Below are 19,769 nucleotides of genomic sequence, written 5' to 3' on the forward strand. Positions count from 1 at the left end.
ACGTGAACGAAATGTTCACGTTCATTAACAACATTAAGATTTTATCACTTCATTCAAAACATATCAAGTTATTTTCAAAAACAACCTATAATTTCTCAACTTGAGTAAATTCTAATTCCACAGGAGTTTCACGTCCAAACATATTCACATGTACCTTTAGCTTATGTTTGTCAGCATAAATGTCCTCCACAGTCCCAATGAAATTGGCAAATGGCCCTTCTTTTACCTTAACAGACTCCTTCAATTCAAAGTCAATTTCTGCTCTCGGCTCTTCCACACCCATCTTTTTAAGAATGTGTTCCACTTCCTCAGGTAATAATGGTGTTGGTTTAGATCCTGCACCTGAAGACCCCACAAATCCTGTAACACCAGGTGTATTTCGCACAACATACCACGAGTCATCGGTCATTACCATTTCCACAATAACATATCCTGGAAAAACCTTTTTTGTTACTTGTTTACTTTTTCCATTTTTAACTTCTGTCTCTTCTTCTACAGGGACGAGTACACGAAAGATTTTATCTGTCATGTCCATTGATTCTACACGTTTTTCCAAATTAGTCTTCACTTTATTCTCATAACCAGAATATGTGTGAACGACGTACCAATTCTTTTCCATTACATATGGGACAAAGTCTGTCCATTCCCTCCTCTTGCAAAATTAAAATTAATATCTAAAACACCGATTAATTTAAAATTGCACGAATAATTGCTGAAATTGCTGTATCTGAAATTGCAAAGAAAATTGCTATAAATAAAACAGTAACAATAACTACCCCAGTGTATCGAACTAATTCTTTTCTTTTTGGCCATGATACACGTTTCATCTCAGTTGAAACATCTTTTAAAAATTTGGTAGAATTTTTTACAACACTTGCCACACCTGCCACCTCCATCATATATAAAAATAACTTTTATTTTTAAACCAATTGATTAAAGCGGTTTCACTTTCTATCACTTTGTTTCAAGGTGCATTGTATGTTTTCCGCAAGCTTTGCAATATTTCTTTATCGCTATTCGGGTTGTCCGATTTTGCTCCGTTTTATTCGTTGAATAATTTCTAGATTTGCATTGATCACATGCTATTGTCACCTTCTGCGACATGATCCATACTCCCTTTTTTTGCTTACGATTTTCACATACATACTTTTAAAACTTATCATACGGTTACTTAAGTGTCAATCACTGCTAAACATCTTCATTGTTGACGAAATTTCACATTTTCATAAGTGAAATTTTTCATATAGACAAAGAAAACAGGGTACTAACCCTGTTTATAGCTTAACACCCTTTAACTCTACGTATCTTTCGAGCTTCCGCTTCACTCTTTGTAGTGCATTATCTATTGATTTAACATGTCGGTTTAGGTCTGCAGAAATCTCTTGGTAACTTCTGCCATCAAGGTAAAGCATTAATACCTTCCGTTCAAGCTCACTTAAAATCTCACTCATTTTCAATTCTATGTCATCAAACTCTTCTTGATTAATTAACAATTCTTCAGGATCACTAACCTTTGAACCACAAATTACGTCCATAAGTGTGCGATCGGATTCCTCATCATAAATTGGCTTATCTAAAGACACATAAGAATTTAGGGGAATATGCTTTTGCCTTGTTGCAGTCTTAATTGCGGTAATAATTTGTCTTGTTATACATAGCTCAGCAAATGCTTTAAAAGAAGATAGCTTGTCTCCTTTAAAGTCACGAATAGCTTTATAAAGTCCAATCATACCCTCTTGTACGATATCTTCATGATCTGCACCAATCAAGAAATAGGATCTTGCTTTTGCACGAACAAAATTTTTATACTTGTTAATCAAGTATTCAAGTGCAGAGCTATCCCCTTCACGTACGTACTCTACGAGGCTCTCGTCTTCTATTCCATCATATTTGACTATCTCGATGAGGTCTAAAGCCAATGTGATCCCTCCGACCATGACTTTTTTAAACAAGTTTGAATTGTCTAAATATAGAAATAGTATACAGGATTGATAAGAAAAGCGCAAGGCGACTGTTCATCACTGAAATGCAAATGTTCTGGCCGATTAAAAGTGCTTTTTACTTTTTAATCGGCCATGTTATTTTATACGATACGATGGCGCATGGAGCTAGTCGCTAATTTGAAATAGTTATCCAACTGAGGATATTTTAAAGTTAAACAAAAACAAAGGCGTCAAGGTACTTACTCTTTTCCTCGACGCCATTTCTCAAATATTTCTGCCATTTCATCTGTAATTGGCAGTTTTGTTTTCACTCTTTTTTGTTTTGTCTTTTTAACCTGCTTTTCAATTCCCTTTTCAATGACAGTAACTTCATTCCGTAGTTCCCTTGCAGATTTTCGAAACGCACCGCTTGCAAAAATAACACGTTGCTCTACAAAATCAGATGTAGCTACATAAATTTGAGTATCAACACGCTTTAACTCTTTTACTAACCTTTCAATTCGTTCATCTGCCGTTTCTTTTTCTCTTGTATAAATAATATTCAACCGGTAATTATTATATTTCTTGCCTAAGCCAGGTACCATGTGAGCATCAAAAACAATGATTACTTCCATGCCAGTATAAGCTTGATATTCTGCCATCTTTTCGATAAGACGATCACGAGCTTCCTCCAAATCTGTTAATTGAAGCTCTTTAAGTTCTGGCCAATCACCAATCATATTATAGCCATCTACTAATAAGACACGCCTCATTTTATATACTTCCTTGTGGATGTCTTCTTCTAAGTACTTCATACATTAAAAGACTTGCAGCCACAGAAGCATTCAACGATGTAACTTCGCCTACTAATGGAATACTAACGAGGAAATCACATTTTTCTTTTACTAACCTGCTTATTCCTTTCCCTTCACTGCCAATTACAAGAACAACAGGCATATCTAGATCTACTTCACGATAATCGGATGTACCCTTTGCATCTGTCCCTACAAACCAAAGACCTTCTTTCTTAAGCTCGTCCATTGTTCGTGCAAGATTTGTAACTTTGGCTACTGGAACATGTTCGATTGCACCTGCTGAAGCTTTGGCAACAGTGTAAGTTAATCCAACAGATCTTCTTTTAGGAACAATTATGCCGTGGGCACCTACAGCATCCGCTGTACGCATGATAGAACCAAGGTTATGGGGATCCTCTAGTTCATCAAGCAATAAGAAAAATGGAGCTTCATTCTTTTTTGCTGCTCGATCAAAAAGAACAGATATATCTTGGTATTCATAAGCTGCTATTTGTGCAACAACCCCTTGGTGCTGTTGGGTATCAACTAGTTGGTCTAGCTTTTTTCTTGGTGCAATTTGAACATTAACTTGGGCTTGTTTAGCTAATTGACTGACCGTTACCATTTGGCCTTTCTGTGATCCTTCTGCTATCCATATTTTATTAATAGGACGTTTCCCTTTTAAGGCTTCAATAATAGGGTTTTTCCCATAAATAAATTCAAGTTCCTGACTCATTCTCTCCCTCCTTCCCTTCCACAATCTCAAAGGATCGTTCCATTAATTCGTCTAGCCGTTCCTCTTGATTCGTTAAATAAAGATATCCGAACAGAGCTTCAATGGCAGTACTATAACGATAAGTAGCATGGTCTGTATTTTTTGGAATTGTTCCAGACTTTGCGTTTCTCCCTCGTAGTGCAACAGAAGTTTCTTCTTTTGTTAAAACACCTTTATCGAAAAACAACTTTAATACCTTCGCTTGAGACTTTGCTGAAACATATTTAGTAGCCTCTTTATGAAGCTTATTTGGTCTTACTTTCCCTTGGGATAAGAGACGGTATCGGACATAGGTTTCCAATACTGCGTCTCCCATATATGCCAGTGCTAATGCATTTAATTGTTCAGGTTCCTTGACTAACTGGTTTAATTTCACAACTGGTTACACCCTCTTCCAGCGTGTCCCTTGAGGTGTATCTTCAAGGATAATGTTTTTTTCTTTTAAGGAATCTCGAATTTCATCTGCTCTCTTAAAATCTCTATTCTTTCTTGCATCAATTCGTTCTTGTATTAGCGCATCAATGTCTTCATCAAGTAAAGCATCATCTTCCTTTAAATCGATACCTAAAACATAAGACATATTATCTAATTGCCTTAAGAAATATTCTAATACCTCTTTATTAGTATGCTGCTCTCTTAAATAAACATTGCCGAGCTTGATTAAATCAAACATTGTTGCAACTGCGTTGGCACTATTAAAATCATCATCCATATCATCAATGAATCGTTGATGATATTGATCAATGTCCTCTTTCCACTTTTTAGTATCCTCTCCTAAATCAGCAGTCTCTTTCAGCCGATGGTTAAGATTATTGTACGTTGTTTTCATTCTTTCTAATCCACTTTTGGCACTGTTCAATTGATCATCACTAAAATTAATTGGACTGCGATAATGAGCATTCACTATAAAAAATCGAACGACTTCTGGTTCAAATTTTTTAATAATATCGTGAACTAAAATAAAATTCCCTAACGATTTGGACATTTTTTCATTATCAATATTAATATAACCATTGTGCAGCCAATAGTTTGCCATTTGCTTTTCATTTAAGGCTTCCGATTGAGCAATTTCATTTTCATGGTGTGGGAAGGATAAATCTTGACCACCTGCATGAATGTCTATAGTTTCCCCCAGGTATTTTTTGACCATTGCCGAGCATTCAATATGCCAACCAGGTCTTCCATCTCCCCATGGACTACTCCAATAAATCTCTCCTGGTTTCGCCCCTTTCCACAGAACGAAGTCTAGTGGATCTTCTTTTTTATCTCCTACTTCAATTCTCGTTCCTAGCTGCAAGTCATCAATTGATTGGTGAGACAATTTTCCGTAACCTTTAAATTTGCGTGTACGAAAATATACATCTCCCCCCGCTTCATATGCAAAGCCTTTTTCTACTAGACGTTCTATAAATGCTATAATTTCAGGCATTGTATCCGTTACTCTTGGATGAGCATCTGCTTTCTTTACACCCAATCTACCTGTATCTTCGTAATAAGCCTTGATGAAACGTTCTGCAAGGGTCATAACATCCTCGCCCATTTCTTCTGCTGCCTTAATGATTTTGTCATCTACATCTGTAAAATTAGATACATACTGAACTTCATATCCTCGGTATTGTAAATAGCGTCGGACCATATCAAAAACTACTGCAGGTCTTGCATTTCCTATATGAATATAATTATAAACTGTAGGTCCGCAAACATACATTTTGACTTTGCCAGGTTCCATTGGTTTAAAGTCTTCTTTTTTTCTTTTTAATGTATTATAAAGTTTAATTCCCATGGGTTCTTAGAACCTCCTTCTATTATGCCACTTTTCATTTATTCACTTTTTCCCTATTCAACTCAGTAATCTCCTTTTTCAATCGAAGGATCTCTACTTCCAATTCTCTAAATTTATCTGAAATAGGGTCTGGTAAGTTAATATGATCCAAATCATGCCCGACCTTTATTCCATCTTGGATAACAACTCTTCCTGGAATTCCTACTACTGTTGAGTTCGGTGGGACTTCTTTTAAAACAACAGACCCTGCCCCAATACGTGCATTTTTGCCAATCCTCATTGATCCTAGTACTTTTGCTCCAGTAGCGATAAGAACATTGTCCTCAATTGTAGGATGCCGTTTTCCCTTTTCCTTCCCTGTCCCTCCAAGGGTAACCCCTTGAAAAATAGTAACATTATCCCCAATTTCACATGTTTCCCCTATGACTACACCCATGCCATGATCTATAAATAATCTTTGACCTATTTTTGCACCTGGGTGAATCTCTATTCCTGTAAAAAACCGACTTACTTGAGAAATAAAACGAGCTATAAAAAATAACCTTTTTCTCCATAACCAATGAGCAAATCTATGATTCCAAATTGCGTGTACTCCTGAATAATTTATTAATACCTCTATTCTATTACGAGCTGCTGGATCTTGTTCCATTACCACATCAATATCATTTTTTAAGGTTCGAAACATTGTGTATTCGACCTCCTTTCTAAAGGTGAGAAATGATTTAAATCTAATTGAACTAAAAAAAGCGCCTCTTGTGCCAAGACGGCACAGAGACGCATACACGTGGTTCCACTCTGTTTGAGCAACTATATCCTTTTGCTCCACTTTTTATAGAAGTTAACGGTTCCTGACCGCCCTCACTTACTCATATCAACACTTTCAGTAAGAGACTCAGAGGTGCATATTCAGAAACGAATCCTTTAAGCTGCTTTCAGCCGACGACAGCTCTCTCTATCAAAGGATAGACGATCTTACTTTTCCTCATCAACGTTTTATATATACTTTTTTTACTTTAACAATTTACTTATTCTACTGGTAACCTTATCTTTCCCTAGTAAAACAATAGCTTGTGGAAGATCAGGTCCATGTGTTTGCCCTGTAGTAGCTACGCGAATAGGCATAAACAATTTCTTTCCTTTATGACCTGTTTCTTTTTGAACCTCTTTCATAGACTTTTTTACATTTTCTGCTGAAAATAGATCGAGATTCTCTATTTTATCTTTGAAGGATGCAAGGACTTCTGGAACTTGCTCTTCCCCTAATACTTCTTGTGCTTCTTCATTATAATCGATTTCCTTCGTAAAGAACAACTCAGTAAGCTCAACAATTTCTGCTCCATAGCTCATCTTTTCTTGATGAAGTGCAATTAATTCAGTTGCCCATTGCCTTTCTTCTCCATCTAAGTCTTCTGGAAGCTTCCCTGTTTTAATTAAATGGGGAAGTGCAGCTTCAACCACTCTTTCGATAGGAGCATCTTTCATATACTGATTGTTCATCCAAGCTAATTTTTTCGTGTCGAATACTGCTGGTGCTTTAATTACTCGGTCTAAACTAAATTGTTCTACTAATTGTTCAATAGATAAGATTTCTTCCTCTCCACCTGGAGACCATCCTAATAACGATATAAAGTTAACAATTGCTTCAGGTAAGTAACCTAATTCACGATATTGTTCAACAAATTGAATAATCGACTCATCACGTTTACTCATTTTTTTATGGTCTTCATTAAGGATTAAAGATGCATGAGCAAATCTTGGTGTATCCCATCCAAATGCTTCATAAATAAGCACCTGTCTAGGTGAATTTGATAAGTGTTCCTCACCACGAATGACGTGACTAATTTTCATTAAATGATCATCTATAGTAACACAAAAGTTATAAGTTGGTATGCCGTCCTGTCTTGCAATGACAAAGTCACCAATTCCATCTGTCTCAAAGCTTACTTGACCTCGAACGATATCATCTACAATGACCGTTTGATTTTCAGGTACTAGGAAGCGAACAACAGGTTTACGCCCTTCCTTTTCATAAGCTTCCTTTTGTTCTTGGGAGAGATTACGATCTCTTCCGCTATATTTCGGTGTTTCACCTCGGGATCGTTGCTCCTCACGTTCTTTTTCTAACTCTTCTTCTGACATGTAACAATAATAAGCTTTCCCTTGCTGGATTAACTCATCAATATGCTTTTTATAAATATCAAGTCTTTCCATACTTTGATACGGAGCATGAGGACCTCCAATATCAACACTTTCATCCCAATCCATACCTAACCATTTTAAACTATCCATTAATTTTTCAGTGGCAGTATCAACATTTCTAGCTTGATCTGTATCTTCAATTCTTAAAATAAATTTCCCATTTTGGTTTCTTGCATATAAATAATTAAATAACGCTGAACGAGCTCCACCTATGTGTAAGTGACCCGTTGGACTTGGGGCAAATCTCACACGAACATCTTGAGTCATTGTATGACACCTTCCAATCTTTTGTTCAATTCTTTATCATTATTTTATCATTAAATGAATATTGTAGGTCAAGTTTTCCTTATTATTAGCTTTCCCTTGGAACAAGTAAAACAACAGCCATTGACGCTATTCCTTCTTCTCTTCCTGTAAAACCTAATTTTTCCGTTGTTGTTGCCTTAACATTTATATTTCCTATCTCTGAATCTAATAATTCTGCAATACGGTTATTCATTTTTGAAATATATGGAGCCATTTTTGGTTTTTGTGCCATGATTGTACAATCAAGATTTCCTAATTGATAACCTCTCTGTTTTACAAGGTCCCATACGTGAGATAATAACTTCGCTGAATCAGCATCCTTAAATTCTGGGTCAGTGTCTGGAAAATGTTTACCTATGTCCCCTTCACCAATGGCACCTAAACATGCATCAGCAATTGTATGTAACAATACATCTGCATCAGAATGTCCTAATAATCCTTTACTATAAGGAAGTTCAACTCCTCCAATTATTAGTGGCCTACCTTCTACTAATTGGTGGACATCAAATCCTTGGCCAATTCGAATCATGGTTACTCTCCCTTTCTTTTCTCTATGATAGCTTCACCATACAAAATATCCTCTGGAGTTGTAATTTTAATATTTTCATAATCACCTTCAACAATATAAACCTTTTCTCCAATAAACTCCATAAGGGAAGCATCATCTGTACCGAAGAAATCCTGTTTTTCAGCTTCTTGGTGTCCTTTTACGATTTTATTGTATCGGAATCCTTGTGGTGTTTGTATGGACCACAAGTTATTTCTATGAACCGTTTTTTCTACAATTCCATCAACGGCTTGTTTTATTGTATCCTTTACTGGAGTTGCTACAATAGCAGCGCCTTTTTCAACTACCTTATGTATTAGATTGTGGATGACAGAATGTTGAACGAACGGCCTCGCCCCATCATGAATGAGGACTATTGGATTCCCTTCAATTACCTTTAGCCCCTCATACACACTTTCCTGCCTTTCTTTACCACCAATCACTAGCTTGTCCACTTTATTTATTTTATATGTTTCTATTAATTTCTCAACCTCTTTTAGCTCTTGTTTATTTACAACTAAAATAATGGAATGACAAAGAATATCCTCCTCAAACACACGTAAAGTGTGAATGAGGAGGGGAATTTGGTCAATTAATAAAAATTGTTTATTTTTACCTGCTTTCATCCGTTTCCCTTGTCCAGCTGCAGGGATAACTACCGTATATTTCTCCATAGTATCGTTCCTTTTTATAGTGCGTGTTCAAAAAGGAGGATAAAATTAGCCGAGTCGGCTAAAGTCACAACGTCCTGTGCGTCGAAAGATCAAGGCAGTGTAGCTTTGAGTACCGCAGCGTATGCTTTTAATACGTGAGGAACGGAAAAGCAAGCCAACGCAGAGATTCGACAGATATTTTTCCCGGACTTTTTGAACATCCTCTTATATTACAATTCACGTCCTGTGGACAACTTCACTAAATTAATGAATATTTCGTTACAAGAAAATTCTCTTTACACTTCGAAAATTAAAGTGCTTTTTCCAACAGTTTTGGTTTGGCAAAGATCATACGTCCAGCTGAAGTTTGTAAAACACTCGTCACTATAACATCTATGTTTTTACCAATATAATTTCTTCCTTCTTCCACAACAATCATTGTACCATCATCAAGATAAGCAATCCCTTGGTTTTGTTCTTTCCCATCTTTTATAACCTGGACATGCATTTCTTCACCTGGTAGTACGACAGGCTTAACTGCATTTGCTAGATCATTTATATTTAGAACAGCAACACCTTGCAAATCACAAACTTTGTTTAAGTTAAAGTCGTTTGTTACTACATAGCCATCAAGTACTTTCGCAAGCTTCACTAGTTTACTATCCACTTCTTGTATTTCTTCAAAATCACCTTCATAAATTTCTACATTTACTGGAAGCTCTTTTTGAATTTTATTTAATATATCTAGTCCTCTACGACCTCTGTTTCGTTTTAAAACATCCGAAGAATCTGCTATATGCTGTAGCTCTTCAAGAACAAATTCTGGGATCATCAGCGTTCCTTCTAAAAAACCAGTCTGACAAATGTCAGCAATACGCCCATCAATAATAACACTTGTATCTAATATTTTTAATGACCCTATTGATTTTTCTGAATCTTTCTTCTTATCCTTTATAGTTGAACGATTTCCCATCGGAAAAAGATTAATAAGTTCGTCCCGTTTTTTAAAACCAACTTGGAATCCTAAATACCCTAGTAAAATTGTAATAAAAAGTGGTAATATATCGCTAATAACTTGAATTTGTAATTCAACAATCGATAAACTTAGTAAGTAAGCAATAAGTAACCCTGCACCTAACCCCATCGAACCAAAAAGTAAATCTGTAACGGGGGCTTTTACTAACGTTTCTTCTACTAAACGGATTAAACCAACGATATCATCCACTAACCAATAAGTAGATAAAAATAAAATAAGTGCACCTAAAACTGCCCCTGTGTAAGAATTAGTTAACCATGGATGTATATTTCCAAAGTTTAATAATTCAATTAAGTTTGGTAAATAGAGAAATCCAAGCGTTCCACCAACTATCAATATAAATAATTGTACTATTTTTCGAAGCATCTACTTCACCTCCTTTAATAATTATAGACAAAAGTTTATAATTCAAACATCATTCTATAAAAATCACAAAAAGTTACATACTTTCAGTTAATTGCAGGGAATAATAACACATTAACAAAGGTAGTATGCGATGTCAATTAACCAAACGTATCATTATAACGTTATACAAATAGATTCGTCAAGGGGTGACCATTTTTGACAATTTATATATGACGATCAATAAAGAGTTGCTCTTGAATTCTTGTGAGACCTTCTTTTATCTTCCTTGCTCTAGCTTCACCAATACCATCCACCTCATCTAACTCCTCAATAGAGAGTCGCATTATATGAGGTAATTCCTCAAATTTATTTATAAGATTTTCTACTACAAGTGGGGGAATTCTAGGAATCTTATGTAAGATTCGATAACCCCTAGGACAAATAGCAAATTCTGCTAAGTTAGTTCCTTTGGAGTAACCCAACAATTTTACAATAACTTGATCATCTAATAATTCCTCATTTGAAAGACGTTTTAACTTTCGTAAAAGTTGCTTAGGATCTTGTTTTTTATCCTTCATGTAATCTTTTATCAGTAATACAGCTTCCTTTTCGGTATTAGAAACAAGCTCTTCTAATTGCATAGAAATTAATCTTCCTTCATTCCCTAACTCATTTACATAATTTAATATTTCACTTTTTATTCGTAATACCATTTCGATTCTATGCATTACTTGAGATACTTCTTGGAAGGTTACTAACTCTTCAAATTCTAGTGCTCCCAAGTTAGTAATTCCTTGATCCAACACTGATTTATATTTTTCCAATGTCTGTATCGCCTGATTCGCTTTTGTTAAAATTACGCCAATATCTTTAAGGGCATATCGGTATTCCCCTTGATATAAGGTAATAACATTTCTTCTTTGAGAAATTGAAATTACTAAATTTCCCGTTTGTTTCGCTACACGTTGGGCTGTCCTGTGGCGAATACCTGTTTCGGTTGACTCAATTGCATTATTTGGAACAAGCTGTGTATTAGCATATAATATACGGTCTCCATTTTCACTTAATATAATTGCTCCGTCCATTTTTGCTAATTCATATAAATATGCTGGGGAGAATTCACAATTTATAAAAAAACCGCCATCAACAATGTCTACCATGTTATTACTATATCCTAAAACAATTAATCCACCTGTCCCTGCTCTTAATACATTATCAACGCCTTCTCTTAAAGGCGTGCCTGGACATATAATCTGCAAGACCTCACTTATGAAATTTTTATCATAATTCGAATCGTGGTGATCCACTAGTGATTCCTCCTAACGTTACTTCTAATGCTTCGTTTATTGTATTAACTCCTAGGACTTCAATACCTTTTGGTACAGTCCAGCCTCCAATGTTTTTTTCAGGTATAATAACACGCTTAAACCCTAGTTTACTTGCCTCAATTACCCTTTGTTCTACTCTAGACACCCTTCTTATTTCTCCAGTTAATCCAACTTCCCCAATAATGACATCTGTTGGTGAGGTTGGAGTGTTACGAAAACTTGAAGCAATTGCAATAGTGATAGCTAAATCAATAGACGGTTCATCTAATTTAACTCCACCTGCTACCTTAATATATGCATCTTGGTTTTGTAAAAGCATTCCTACTCTTTTTTCTAAAACAGCCATGATAAGGGAAATACGATTGTGATCTATTCCTGTAGCCATTCTTCTAGGATTTCCAAAGCTAGTTGGGGATATAAGTGATTGTATTTCAACAAGTACTGTTCTAGTGCCCTCCATTGATGCTACAACTGCTGATCCTGCAGCACCTTCCGAACGTTCTTCTAAAAAAATTTCAGATGGGTTAACTACCTCTTCTAACCCTACCTCCTTCATTTCAAATATACCTATTTCATTGGTTGACCCAAACCTGTTTTTTACTGCACGTAATATTCTAAAGGTATGATGACGTTCTCCTTCAAAGTACAAGACGGAATCTACCATATGTTCTAATAGTCTAGGACCAGCGATAGCACCTTGTTTTGTAACATGTCCAACAATAAATATTGCAATCCCTTTTGTCTTTGCAATTCTCATAAAAGCAGCCGTTGACTCTCTGACCTGAGCTACACTGCCTGGTGCACTTGTCACATTATCCAAATATACGGTCTGAATGGAATCAATAATCACAATTGTAGGACTCATTTCTTCGATTGAACGTTCAATTAGCTCAACATCCGTTTCAGCTAATACATACAACTCATCTGATGTAATATGTAATCGATCAGCTCGAAGCTTTGTTTGTTTTATTGATTCTTCTCCTGAAATATACAACACACGTTGACCATGCTTAGCAATTTCTCCTGAGACCTGTAAAAGAAGGGTTGATTTACCTATACCTGGATCTCCCCCAACTAAGACAAGTGATCCAGGGACGATGCCACCGCCTAAAACTCTATTTAATTCTTTTATATATGTATCGTATCGTTGTTCCTTCGTGTTTTCGATTTTTGTTATTGGTTGGGGTTTGGAAGGTGTAGTTGTTGAAGAAGTAACGAATCCTCGTTCTTTTTTTGAAGGCTTTGCTTCAAATTCCTCTACCATTGAGTTCCAACTTTGACAACCAGGACATTTTCCCATCCACTTCATTGATTCATATCCGCATTCTTGGCAGACATATTTTGTTTTACGCTTAGCCATAATTACCCCTTTCTCCCAAAAATCATCATTTATATTTATTTTATCATGTTTTGATTTTTTAATAAAAAGCTACTCTCGTATAATAACTTAACTTTCGTGGCATTTAGATAAAGTTGTTGCTAGGATGGAAGCCTGGAAACTCCTTCACAATTAACGAGCAGGTAGAGGGCATTTAGCTTCTTATTTGACTTTTGGTTTGATAAAAAGATTTTCTTACCATAGAAAACCGGAAAAGTCCTTCACTTGGACTTTTTCCGGTATCAATTAGTGTAGATAAATACTTACCTTTTAATTTTATTTAGATGTTACAAAGTAGTCTCCGTCTTTAACACCCATTTTTACATTTTGCCCCTTGGAAATTGTTCCACGAAGAAGCTCTTCAGATAAACGATCCTCCACTTCTTTTTGTAAAGCACGACGTAATGGTCTAGCACCATACTCTGGATCAAATCCTTCATCAGCAATTTTCGCTTTTGCTTCTTCAGACAATTCAAATTCAATTCCTTGTTCAGATAGACGTTTTTTCAATTGATCGGCCATTAAAGAAACAATTTGCTTAATATGTTCTTTCTCTAACGAATGGAAAACTATTGTTTCATCAATACGGTTTAGAAATTCAGGACGGAACGCTTTTTTCAATTCCGTCATTACTTTCCCTTTCATATCTTTATAATCTTGACCGTCCATTTGAGCAGTAAATCCTAAGCTTTTCGATTGGCGAAGTGTACTTGCACCGACATTGGAAGTCATGATAATAGCTGTGTTTCTAAAGTCTACTCTTCTTCCCTTAGAATCTGTTAAAAATCCGTCCTCAAGAACTTGTAATAATATATTAAATACTTCTGGATGAGCCTTCTCAATTTCATCTAATAGGACAACTGAATATGGTTTTCGGCGAACCTTTTCTGTTAACTGTCCACCTTCTTCATGGCCTACATATCCAGGAGGGGAACCAACAAGTCGAGACGTATTATGTTTCTCCATGTATTCCGACATGTCAATTCGAATAATTGCATCTTCATCTCCAAATAATGATTCTGCAACAGCTCTTGCAAGCTCCGTTTTACCTACACCTGTTGGTCCTAAAAAGATGAAAGAACCTATTGGTCGCTTCGGATCTTTAAGTCCAGCCCTAGCTCTTCTTATAGCTTTTGAAACAGCTGTAACTGCTTCACTTTGACCAATAACTCGATTGTGAAGAATCTCTTCCATACGTAATAGACGATCTGTTTCTTCTTCTTCAAGTTTACTTACAGGGACACCAGTCCAGCTTGAAACTACTTGTGCAATATCTTCTGTTACAACTTCAGAATTTTCTTGACCCTGTTTTTCTTTCCACTCTTTCTTCATTAATTCAAGCTCTTCTCTAATTCGTTGTTCACTATCCCTTAAAGATGCCGCTTTTTCAAATTCCTGACTTTGTACTGCTGCATCTTTTTCTTTTCGAGTTTCTTCTAATTTTTGTTCCATTTCTTTAAGGTTTGGAGGTGCCGTATACGAACGCAACCTTACTTTAGAAGCTGCCTCATCAATTAAATCAATGGCTTTATCTGGTAAAAATCTATCGGAAATATATCTATCAGATAGTTTTACTGCCGAATCAATGGCATCGTCAGTTATCTCTACTCGATGATGGGCTTCGTATCTATCACGAAGTCCTTTTAATATTTGAATAGATTCCTCTATGGTTGGTTCATCTACTTGTATTGGTTGAAAACGTCTTTCTAAAGCAGCATCCTTTTCAATATACTTTCGGTATTCATCAAGTGTGGTTGCTCCAATACATTGCAGTTCACCACGTGCTAAAGATGGCTTCAAGATATTTGATGCATCAATGGCTCCTTCTGCTCCTCCAGCGCCAATTAAGGTATGCAATTCATCAATGAATAGAATAACATTACCCGCTTGCCGAATTTCTTCCATTACTTTTTTCAATCTGTCTTCAAATTCCCCACGATATTTTGTTCCCGCTACAACGGTCCCCATATCTAATGTCATCACTCGTTTATTACGTAACGTCTCTGGCACTTCATTGTTAACGATTTGCTGTGCTAAACCCTCCGCAATCGCTGTTTTACCTACACCAGGCTCACCAATTAAAACAGGATTATTTTTCGTTCGACGACTAAGTACTTGGATTACACGTTCGATTTCTTTTGACCTACCAATGACAGGATCAATCTGGTCTTCTTTTGCAATAGCAGTTAGGTCACGAGCTAAACTATCTAAAGTAGGAGTATTGACATTATTTCCTCCTCCGCTCCCTCCTTGCTGTTGACTATTAGATGATTCATTACTACCTAGTAACTGAAGAACCTGCTGCCTTGCTTTATTTAAACTAACACCCACATTATTTAATACTCTTGCCGCAACACCTTCTCCTTCACGAATTAATCCGAGGAGTATATGTTCTGTTCCAACATAAGAATGACCAAGCTTTCTTGCTTCATCCATTGATAGTTCAATAACCTTTTTAGCGCGAGGAGTATAATGAATTTGTTTAGTACCCTCTTCACCTCTGCCAATTAAATTTTCAACCTCAGTTTGAATTTTATCAGGACTTAGCCCTAAAGCTGAAAGGGATTTGGCAGCTATACCTTCCCCTTCTCGCACTAACCCTAGTAGAATGTGCTCTGTACCAATATTATTATGTCCTAACCTCATTGCTTCTTCCTGTGCTAAAGCTAAAACTTTCTGAGCTCTTTCTGTAAATCGACCAAACATCATAATGACTCCACCTCCGAATTGTCTCTAATTCTTATTCTCTAATTTTAGTCTTTCTCGTATTAGTGTTGCTCTTCTTTGATCTCTTTGTTCTGTGGAAAGGATTTCACCTGCATACTGCTGTAAAAATCCAGGTTGAGTTAAAATCATAAGCTCATTTAAAATATTTCCACTCACATCGTCAATCAATCCCATATCAATGCCCAATCTAACATCGGAAAGTCTCTGTGTTGCTTCTTTAGATTCTATGGTCCGACTATATGAAAGTATTCCGTATGAACGATATACTCGATCTTCCATTTGTAACTTAGATTGCTGTAATAAACTTTCCCGAGCAGCACGTTCTTGTTGAATAAGCTGCGTAACCACACTTCTTAAGTCTTCAACAATATCTTCCTCTGACTTCCCTAACGTCATTTGATTGGAAATTTGAAATAGGTTACCTAATGCTTCGCTACCTTCACCATAAATTCCTCTAACAACTAAACCTAATTGATTAATAGCTGGAAGTATTCGATTCATTTGTCTCGTAATTACTAATGCAGGAAGGTGCATCATAACGGAAGCTCTTAAACCCGTTCCTACATTTGTTGGACAACTAGTTAAATATCCTCTTTTTTCTTCAAAAGCAAAGTCTACTTTATCTTCCATCCAATCGTCAATTTCATTAGCAAATATCAATCCGTCTTTTAATTGAAAACCTGATAATAACACTTGAATACGAAAATGATCTTCCTCATTTATCATAATACTCAAAGATTCATCTTCACTTAGTAAAACTGCTCCAGCCTTTGATTCATCCGATAGATTCGGGCTAATTAGATGCTTTTCTACTAGAACTCTTTTTTCATTTTTCTTCATATCATCCATTTTCAACAATTCCATTTGTCCAAACTTACGATGTGATTTGTTTGCAAATTTTGTATCTACTAAAGAAATATTTTCTTCTAAATTTTCTTTCGTTGAAACAATTGGGAAGGGTGTATCACTTAAGTTTCTTGCTAATCGCACTCTACTACTTAATACGATATCTGTATCTGGTCCTTCATTTTTCATCCATGGACTAATAGCTTCACTAATAAATTTTTGAAGAGACATCATTCCTCCTCCTTACTATTTAAGCTTTTTTCTAAGGATCGGATTTTATCTCGTATTTCCGCTGCTTGTTCAAACTCTTCCTTACTAATATAATGCTGCATCTCTTGCTTAAGGTGGTCAATTTCTTTGTGTATATGAAGATCTTTCCCTTTTCTTTTTGGAATTTTACCAGCATGAGTTGCATTTCCACTATGAATTCGTTTAAAAATTGGGTCTAATTTTACATTAAACTCTTCATAACATTTCGAACAACCAAATCGTCCTATTTCTGCAAACTGTTGATATGTCATCCCGCAGTTCTTACAAGTTAGTTGCTTCTTTGGTTGAATAATTCCTTCTGATGACGGAGAAATAGATTGTTCAACATCTAGTAGTCCGGATAATAATTGGTGAATAGAGAAACTGTTAGACCCTGGGATATACTCTCCTTTTTCCTTCGCACATGTTTCACATATGTGAAATTCTGTTTTCTCACCATTAATTATTTTTGTGAAATGTAAAGTTGCTTGCTTTTGCTGACATTCTTGACAGAGCATCCCTTTCCCCTCCTTTACTATTCATCATTCCATTCTCTATATTTTAATGTTGATAACATCGCTTTTAATATCCTTGCCCTCATTTCATCTCTGTAAGGTAAATTAAGATTAAGAACTGCTCGATCAATAACACTTAACATAATATTCGCTTCTCTTTTTGAGACTGCCTCCTCCTCATATAAACGAGATACAATATTAACTGCAGAGTTTTGTGATATTGCATTACTAATAAGCTCTAACATTTGATCAAATAATTCCATTTGATCATTTGGCTTAACCTTTATTATTCGAATGTACCCTCCACCGCCTCGTTTACTTTCCACCATATAACCCTTTTCCTCTGTAAACCTTGTGCTAATCACATAATTTATTTGAGAAGGAACACATTCAAAACGATCAGCTAACTCACTCCTCTTAATTTCAATTAATTCCCTATTACTTTTATTAATAATTTCTTTTAAGTAGTGTTCAATAATATCCGATATATTTCTCATGCATACCCCTCCTACATTTGTGAAAAGGCATTTCCACTGTTTTGACTTTGACTATCTTTGACTATAATTTTATTATATCCAAATTTTTTTAATCTGCAACTATTTCATACTCTCAATATGAAAAAGCAAAGGGACCTAATATATTTTAGCTTCACACAACAACCTTATAGTGCATGTTCAAAAAGGAGGATAAAAATAGCCGAGTCGGCTAAAGTCACAACCTCCTGTTGCAACGCCGACACTAGCACGTCCTGTGCGTCGAAAGATCAAGGCGGCGTAGCTTTGAGTACCGCAGCGTATGCTTTTAATACGTGAGGAACGGAAAAGCAAGCCAACGCAGAGATTCGACAGATATTTTTCCCGGACTTTTTGAACATCCTCTTATAGGAAAATAACACAAATTTCCCTGTAAGGTTCCCTTAGCACAGAAAAAATTTACTCTTAATACTTTAATACTCTGTTTTACAAACACTCTCTTTTAGTATACCCATTCTAAATAATATTAATTCTAATTTCCGTCCATATTAATTTGATCTACGAAGTCTAATTTATTCAACCGTTCAGTAATGTATAAAAAAGATTTATGATCTAAATTATTAACTAATAATCGATATTCAATTAAATTATTTCCTTTATAACCTCTTTGCCTTTCTGTCTTTACACCTTTTATTTTTACATCAGAATCTTCTAAAACACTAACTATTTCATTCAATCTACCTTGTCGTTCATCTACAACAATGAAAATATATTTATTCTGGCCTTTATTTAAAATATTAAAATTAATTTTACCTAAAAGAAAAAGACTTAAAATTACAATAATCGTACAAATAAATGCTGCTGTGTACATTCCCGCTCCTACAGTTAAACCTATCCCAGCAACAACCCAAATCGATGCTGCCGTTGTTAAACCTCGCACAGTATATCCTTGAACAAGTATTGTTCCTGCACCTAAAAATCCGATACCACTTACAACATATGCAGCAAGACGGGATGGGTCAAAGTTTACAACATCAGGATTTTCTTTCATATATCCTTGAAATCCATAAAAAGCTAATAACATTATTAGACAAGATCCTACACTAACTAGTAGATGTGTTCGAAACCCTGCTGGGTGCTGATGATATTCTCTTTCAACTCCAACTAAACCTCCTAGAAGTGCTGCTATTACTAAACGAATCGTCATTACAGAAGTATCACTTGATGAAAATAACTCCCATTCCATTGCATCACCTCATTCTGCATTTTTATATAATATATGTTTATGCAGGGCGAAAATATATTTTGTTAGTGATTTGTTTCTAACATATAATTTACCCTTATTTAATATACGGAAAACATATGTAACTTATTATTCATATATAACTTTCTTTTAAGCATCCCAACATTTTGAAGTATGCATTTTCCTTCTATATGTTTTTTGTTTTACAACCAAAATTATTGTTTCTATTAATTTTCTTTAACTTCGTAGGCTTTTATTTATATAAACTAAAAAGAACATTTCTAGAGGCGCGGAAAGGTGATAAATTCGCTAATACGGTAGGCAAGAAGTGGTCTAGAACCGGGAAAAGCTGATAAATTCGGAAAAAGACACTCTCCAACGAGAATGTCTTCCTTTGCCCAGTGACGTACTCTCACAGAGGGAAATCCCCAACTACCATCGGCGCACGAGCTTTACTTCCGGGTTCGGGCTGCGGCGAACGTTGACCGGCAAATCTCTTCGTCATCTTCCGTCGTTCGATTCTCATGGGCATAGCCCATTTCCGATTCTCTCTCCATCGTTTCCTCGACCTTCTTGGTCACCGTGTGCCTCGCTTCTTACCCGGTTTATTCTATTTCAAAATTACTTTAAACACTCTATTATTTCTTTAA

Annotated in this window: 20 protein-coding genes and 1 other annotated feature; all 20 genes read right to left on the minus strand. The window is 35.8% G+C overall.

Annotated features, from left to right (window positions below):
* Positions 1-85: 85 nt before the first annotated feature.
* The 20 genes from nusG to QA612_RS11690 all read right to left on the minus strand — a co-directional run bounded on the left by nusG (position 86) and on the right by QA612_RS11690 (position 19,122).
* Positions 86-619, minus strand: coding sequence for a transcription termination/antitermination protein NusG (nusG, locus tag QA612_RS11595; protein ID WP_278283973.1), 534 nt, complete (start codon positions 617-619; stop codon positions 86-88).
* Positions 620-686: 67 nt separating this feature from the next.
* On the minus strand, positions 687-881 hold the full coding sequence (gene secE, locus QA612_RS11600) for a preprotein translocase subunit SecE (RefSeq protein WP_278283974.1): 195 nt from the start codon (positions 879-881) through the stop codon (positions 687-689).
* Between the two features lie 73 nt (positions 882-954).
* Complete coding sequence (rpmG, locus tag QA612_RS11605) at positions 955-1,104, minus strand: 50S ribosomal protein L33 (RefSeq protein ID WP_278283975.1); 150 nt, start codon at positions 1,102-1,104, stop codon at positions 955-957.
* A 170-nt stretch (positions 1,105-1,274) separates the two neighbouring features.
* Positions 1,275-1,937, minus strand: a complete 663-nt coding sequence (gene sigH / locus QA612_RS11610; protein ID WP_278283995.1) for an RNA polymerase sporulation sigma factor SigH — start codon at positions 1,935-1,937, stop codon at positions 1,275-1,277.
* A 245-nt stretch (positions 1,938-2,182) separates the two neighbouring features.
* Entirely contained in the window at positions 2,183-2,695 is a 513-nt protein-coding gene (locus QA612_RS11615) for an NYN domain-containing protein (RefSeq protein WP_278283976.1), read from the minus strand.
* A 1-nt stretch (position 2,696) separates the two neighbouring features.
* Positions 2,697-3,452 (minus strand): 23S rRNA (guanosine(2251)-2'-O)-methyltransferase RlmB, encoded by a 756-nt coding sequence (rlmB, locus tag QA612_RS11620; protein ID WP_278283977.1) that lies wholly within the window; start codon positions 3,450-3,452, stop codon positions 2,697-2,699.
* Entirely contained in the window at positions 3,436-3,867 is a 432-nt protein-coding gene (locus tag QA612_RS11625; RefSeq protein ID WP_278283978.1) for a Mini-ribonuclease 3, read from the minus strand. Before QA612_RS11625 ends, rlmB begins: the two co-directional genes overlap by 17 nt.
* Positions 3,868-3,873: 6 nt before the next feature.
* Positions 3,874-5,274, minus strand: coding sequence for a cysteine--tRNA ligase (gene cysS, locus QA612_RS11630; RefSeq protein WP_278283979.1), 1,401 nt, complete (start codon positions 5,272-5,274; stop codon positions 3,874-3,876).
* A gap of 34 nt (positions 5,275-5,308) precedes the next feature.
* A complete protein-coding gene (gene cysE, locus QA612_RS11635; protein ID WP_278283980.1) occupies positions 5,309-5,959 on the minus strand; it encodes a serine O-acetyltransferase in 651 nt (216 codons plus the stop codon).
* A gap of 82 nt (positions 5,960-6,041) precedes the next feature.
* Positions 6,042-6,272 (minus strand) — a binding site (T-box leader).
* Between the two features lie 10 nt (positions 6,273-6,282).
* Positions 6,283-7,740: a glutamate--tRNA ligase gene (gltX, locus tag QA612_RS11640; protein ID WP_278283981.1), complete on the minus strand. Its 1,458-nt coding sequence runs from the start codon at positions 7,738-7,740 to the stop codon at positions 6,283-6,285.
* Between the two features lie 85 nt (positions 7,741-7,825).
* On the minus strand, positions 7,826-8,308 hold the full coding sequence (gene ispF, locus QA612_RS11645) for a 2-C-methyl-D-erythritol 2,4-cyclodiphosphate synthase (protein ID WP_278283982.1): 483 nt from the start codon (positions 8,306-8,308) through the stop codon (positions 7,826-7,828).
* Between the two features lie 2 nt (positions 8,309-8,310).
* Positions 8,311-9,000 (minus strand): 2-C-methyl-D-erythritol 4-phosphate cytidylyltransferase, encoded by a 690-nt coding sequence (gene ispD, locus QA612_RS11650; protein WP_278283983.1) that lies wholly within the window; start codon positions 8,998-9,000, stop codon positions 8,311-8,313.
* Positions 9,001-9,289: 289 nt separating this feature from the next.
* Positions 9,290-10,381, minus strand: coding sequence for a PIN/TRAM domain-containing protein (locus tag QA612_RS11655; RefSeq protein ID WP_278283984.1), 1,092 nt, complete (start codon positions 10,379-10,381; stop codon positions 9,290-9,292).
* A gap of 203 nt (positions 10,382-10,584) precedes the next feature.
* The gene (gene disA, locus QA612_RS11660; RefSeq protein WP_278283985.1) at positions 10,585-11,667 is read right to left on the minus strand and encodes a DNA integrity scanning diadenylate cyclase DisA; all 1,083 of its coding nucleotides are present in this window, start codon (positions 11,665-11,667) and stop codon (positions 10,585-10,587) included.
* The gene (gene radA, locus QA612_RS11665) at positions 11,642-13,048 is read right to left on the minus strand and encodes a DNA repair protein RadA (protein WP_278283986.1); all 1,407 of its coding nucleotides are present in this window, start codon (positions 13,046-13,048) and stop codon (positions 11,642-11,644) included. The genes disA and radA overlap by 26 nt, the downstream gene beginning before the upstream one ends.
* Before the next feature lie 294 nt (positions 13,049-13,342).
* Positions 13,343-15,775, minus strand: a complete 2,433-nt coding sequence (clpC, locus tag QA612_RS11670; protein ID WP_278283987.1) for an ATP-dependent protease ATP-binding subunit ClpC — start codon at positions 15,773-15,775, stop codon at positions 13,343-13,345.
* A gap of 24 nt (positions 15,776-15,799) precedes the next feature.
* Complete coding sequence (gene mcsB / locus QA612_RS11675) at positions 15,800-16,870, minus strand: protein-arginine kinase McsB (protein WP_278283988.1); 1,071 nt, start codon at positions 16,868-16,870, stop codon at positions 15,800-15,802.
* Positions 16,870-17,406 (minus strand): protein-arginine kinase activator protein McsA, encoded by a 537-nt coding sequence (gene mcsA, locus QA612_RS11680; RefSeq protein ID WP_278283989.1) that lies wholly within the window; start codon positions 17,404-17,406, stop codon positions 16,870-16,872. Before mcsA ends, mcsB begins: the two co-directional genes overlap by 1 nt.
* Positions 17,407-17,423: 17 nt before the next feature.
* Positions 17,424-17,900, minus strand: a complete 477-nt coding sequence (locus tag QA612_RS11685) for a CtsR family transcriptional regulator (RefSeq protein WP_278283990.1) — start codon at positions 17,898-17,900, stop codon at positions 17,424-17,426.
* Positions 17,901-18,408: 508 nt separating this feature from the next.
* Positions 18,409-19,122, minus strand: a complete 714-nt coding sequence (locus tag QA612_RS11690; protein ID WP_278283991.1) for an MgtC/SapB family protein — start codon at positions 19,120-19,122, stop codon at positions 18,409-18,411.
* Positions 19,123-19,769: the final 647 nt, after the last annotated feature.

This window comes from Evansella sp. AB-P1 (assembly GCF_029688925.1).
In the GTDB taxonomy this organism is placed as follows: domain Bacteria; phylum Bacillota; class Bacilli; order Bacillales; family Salisediminibacteriaceae; genus Evansella.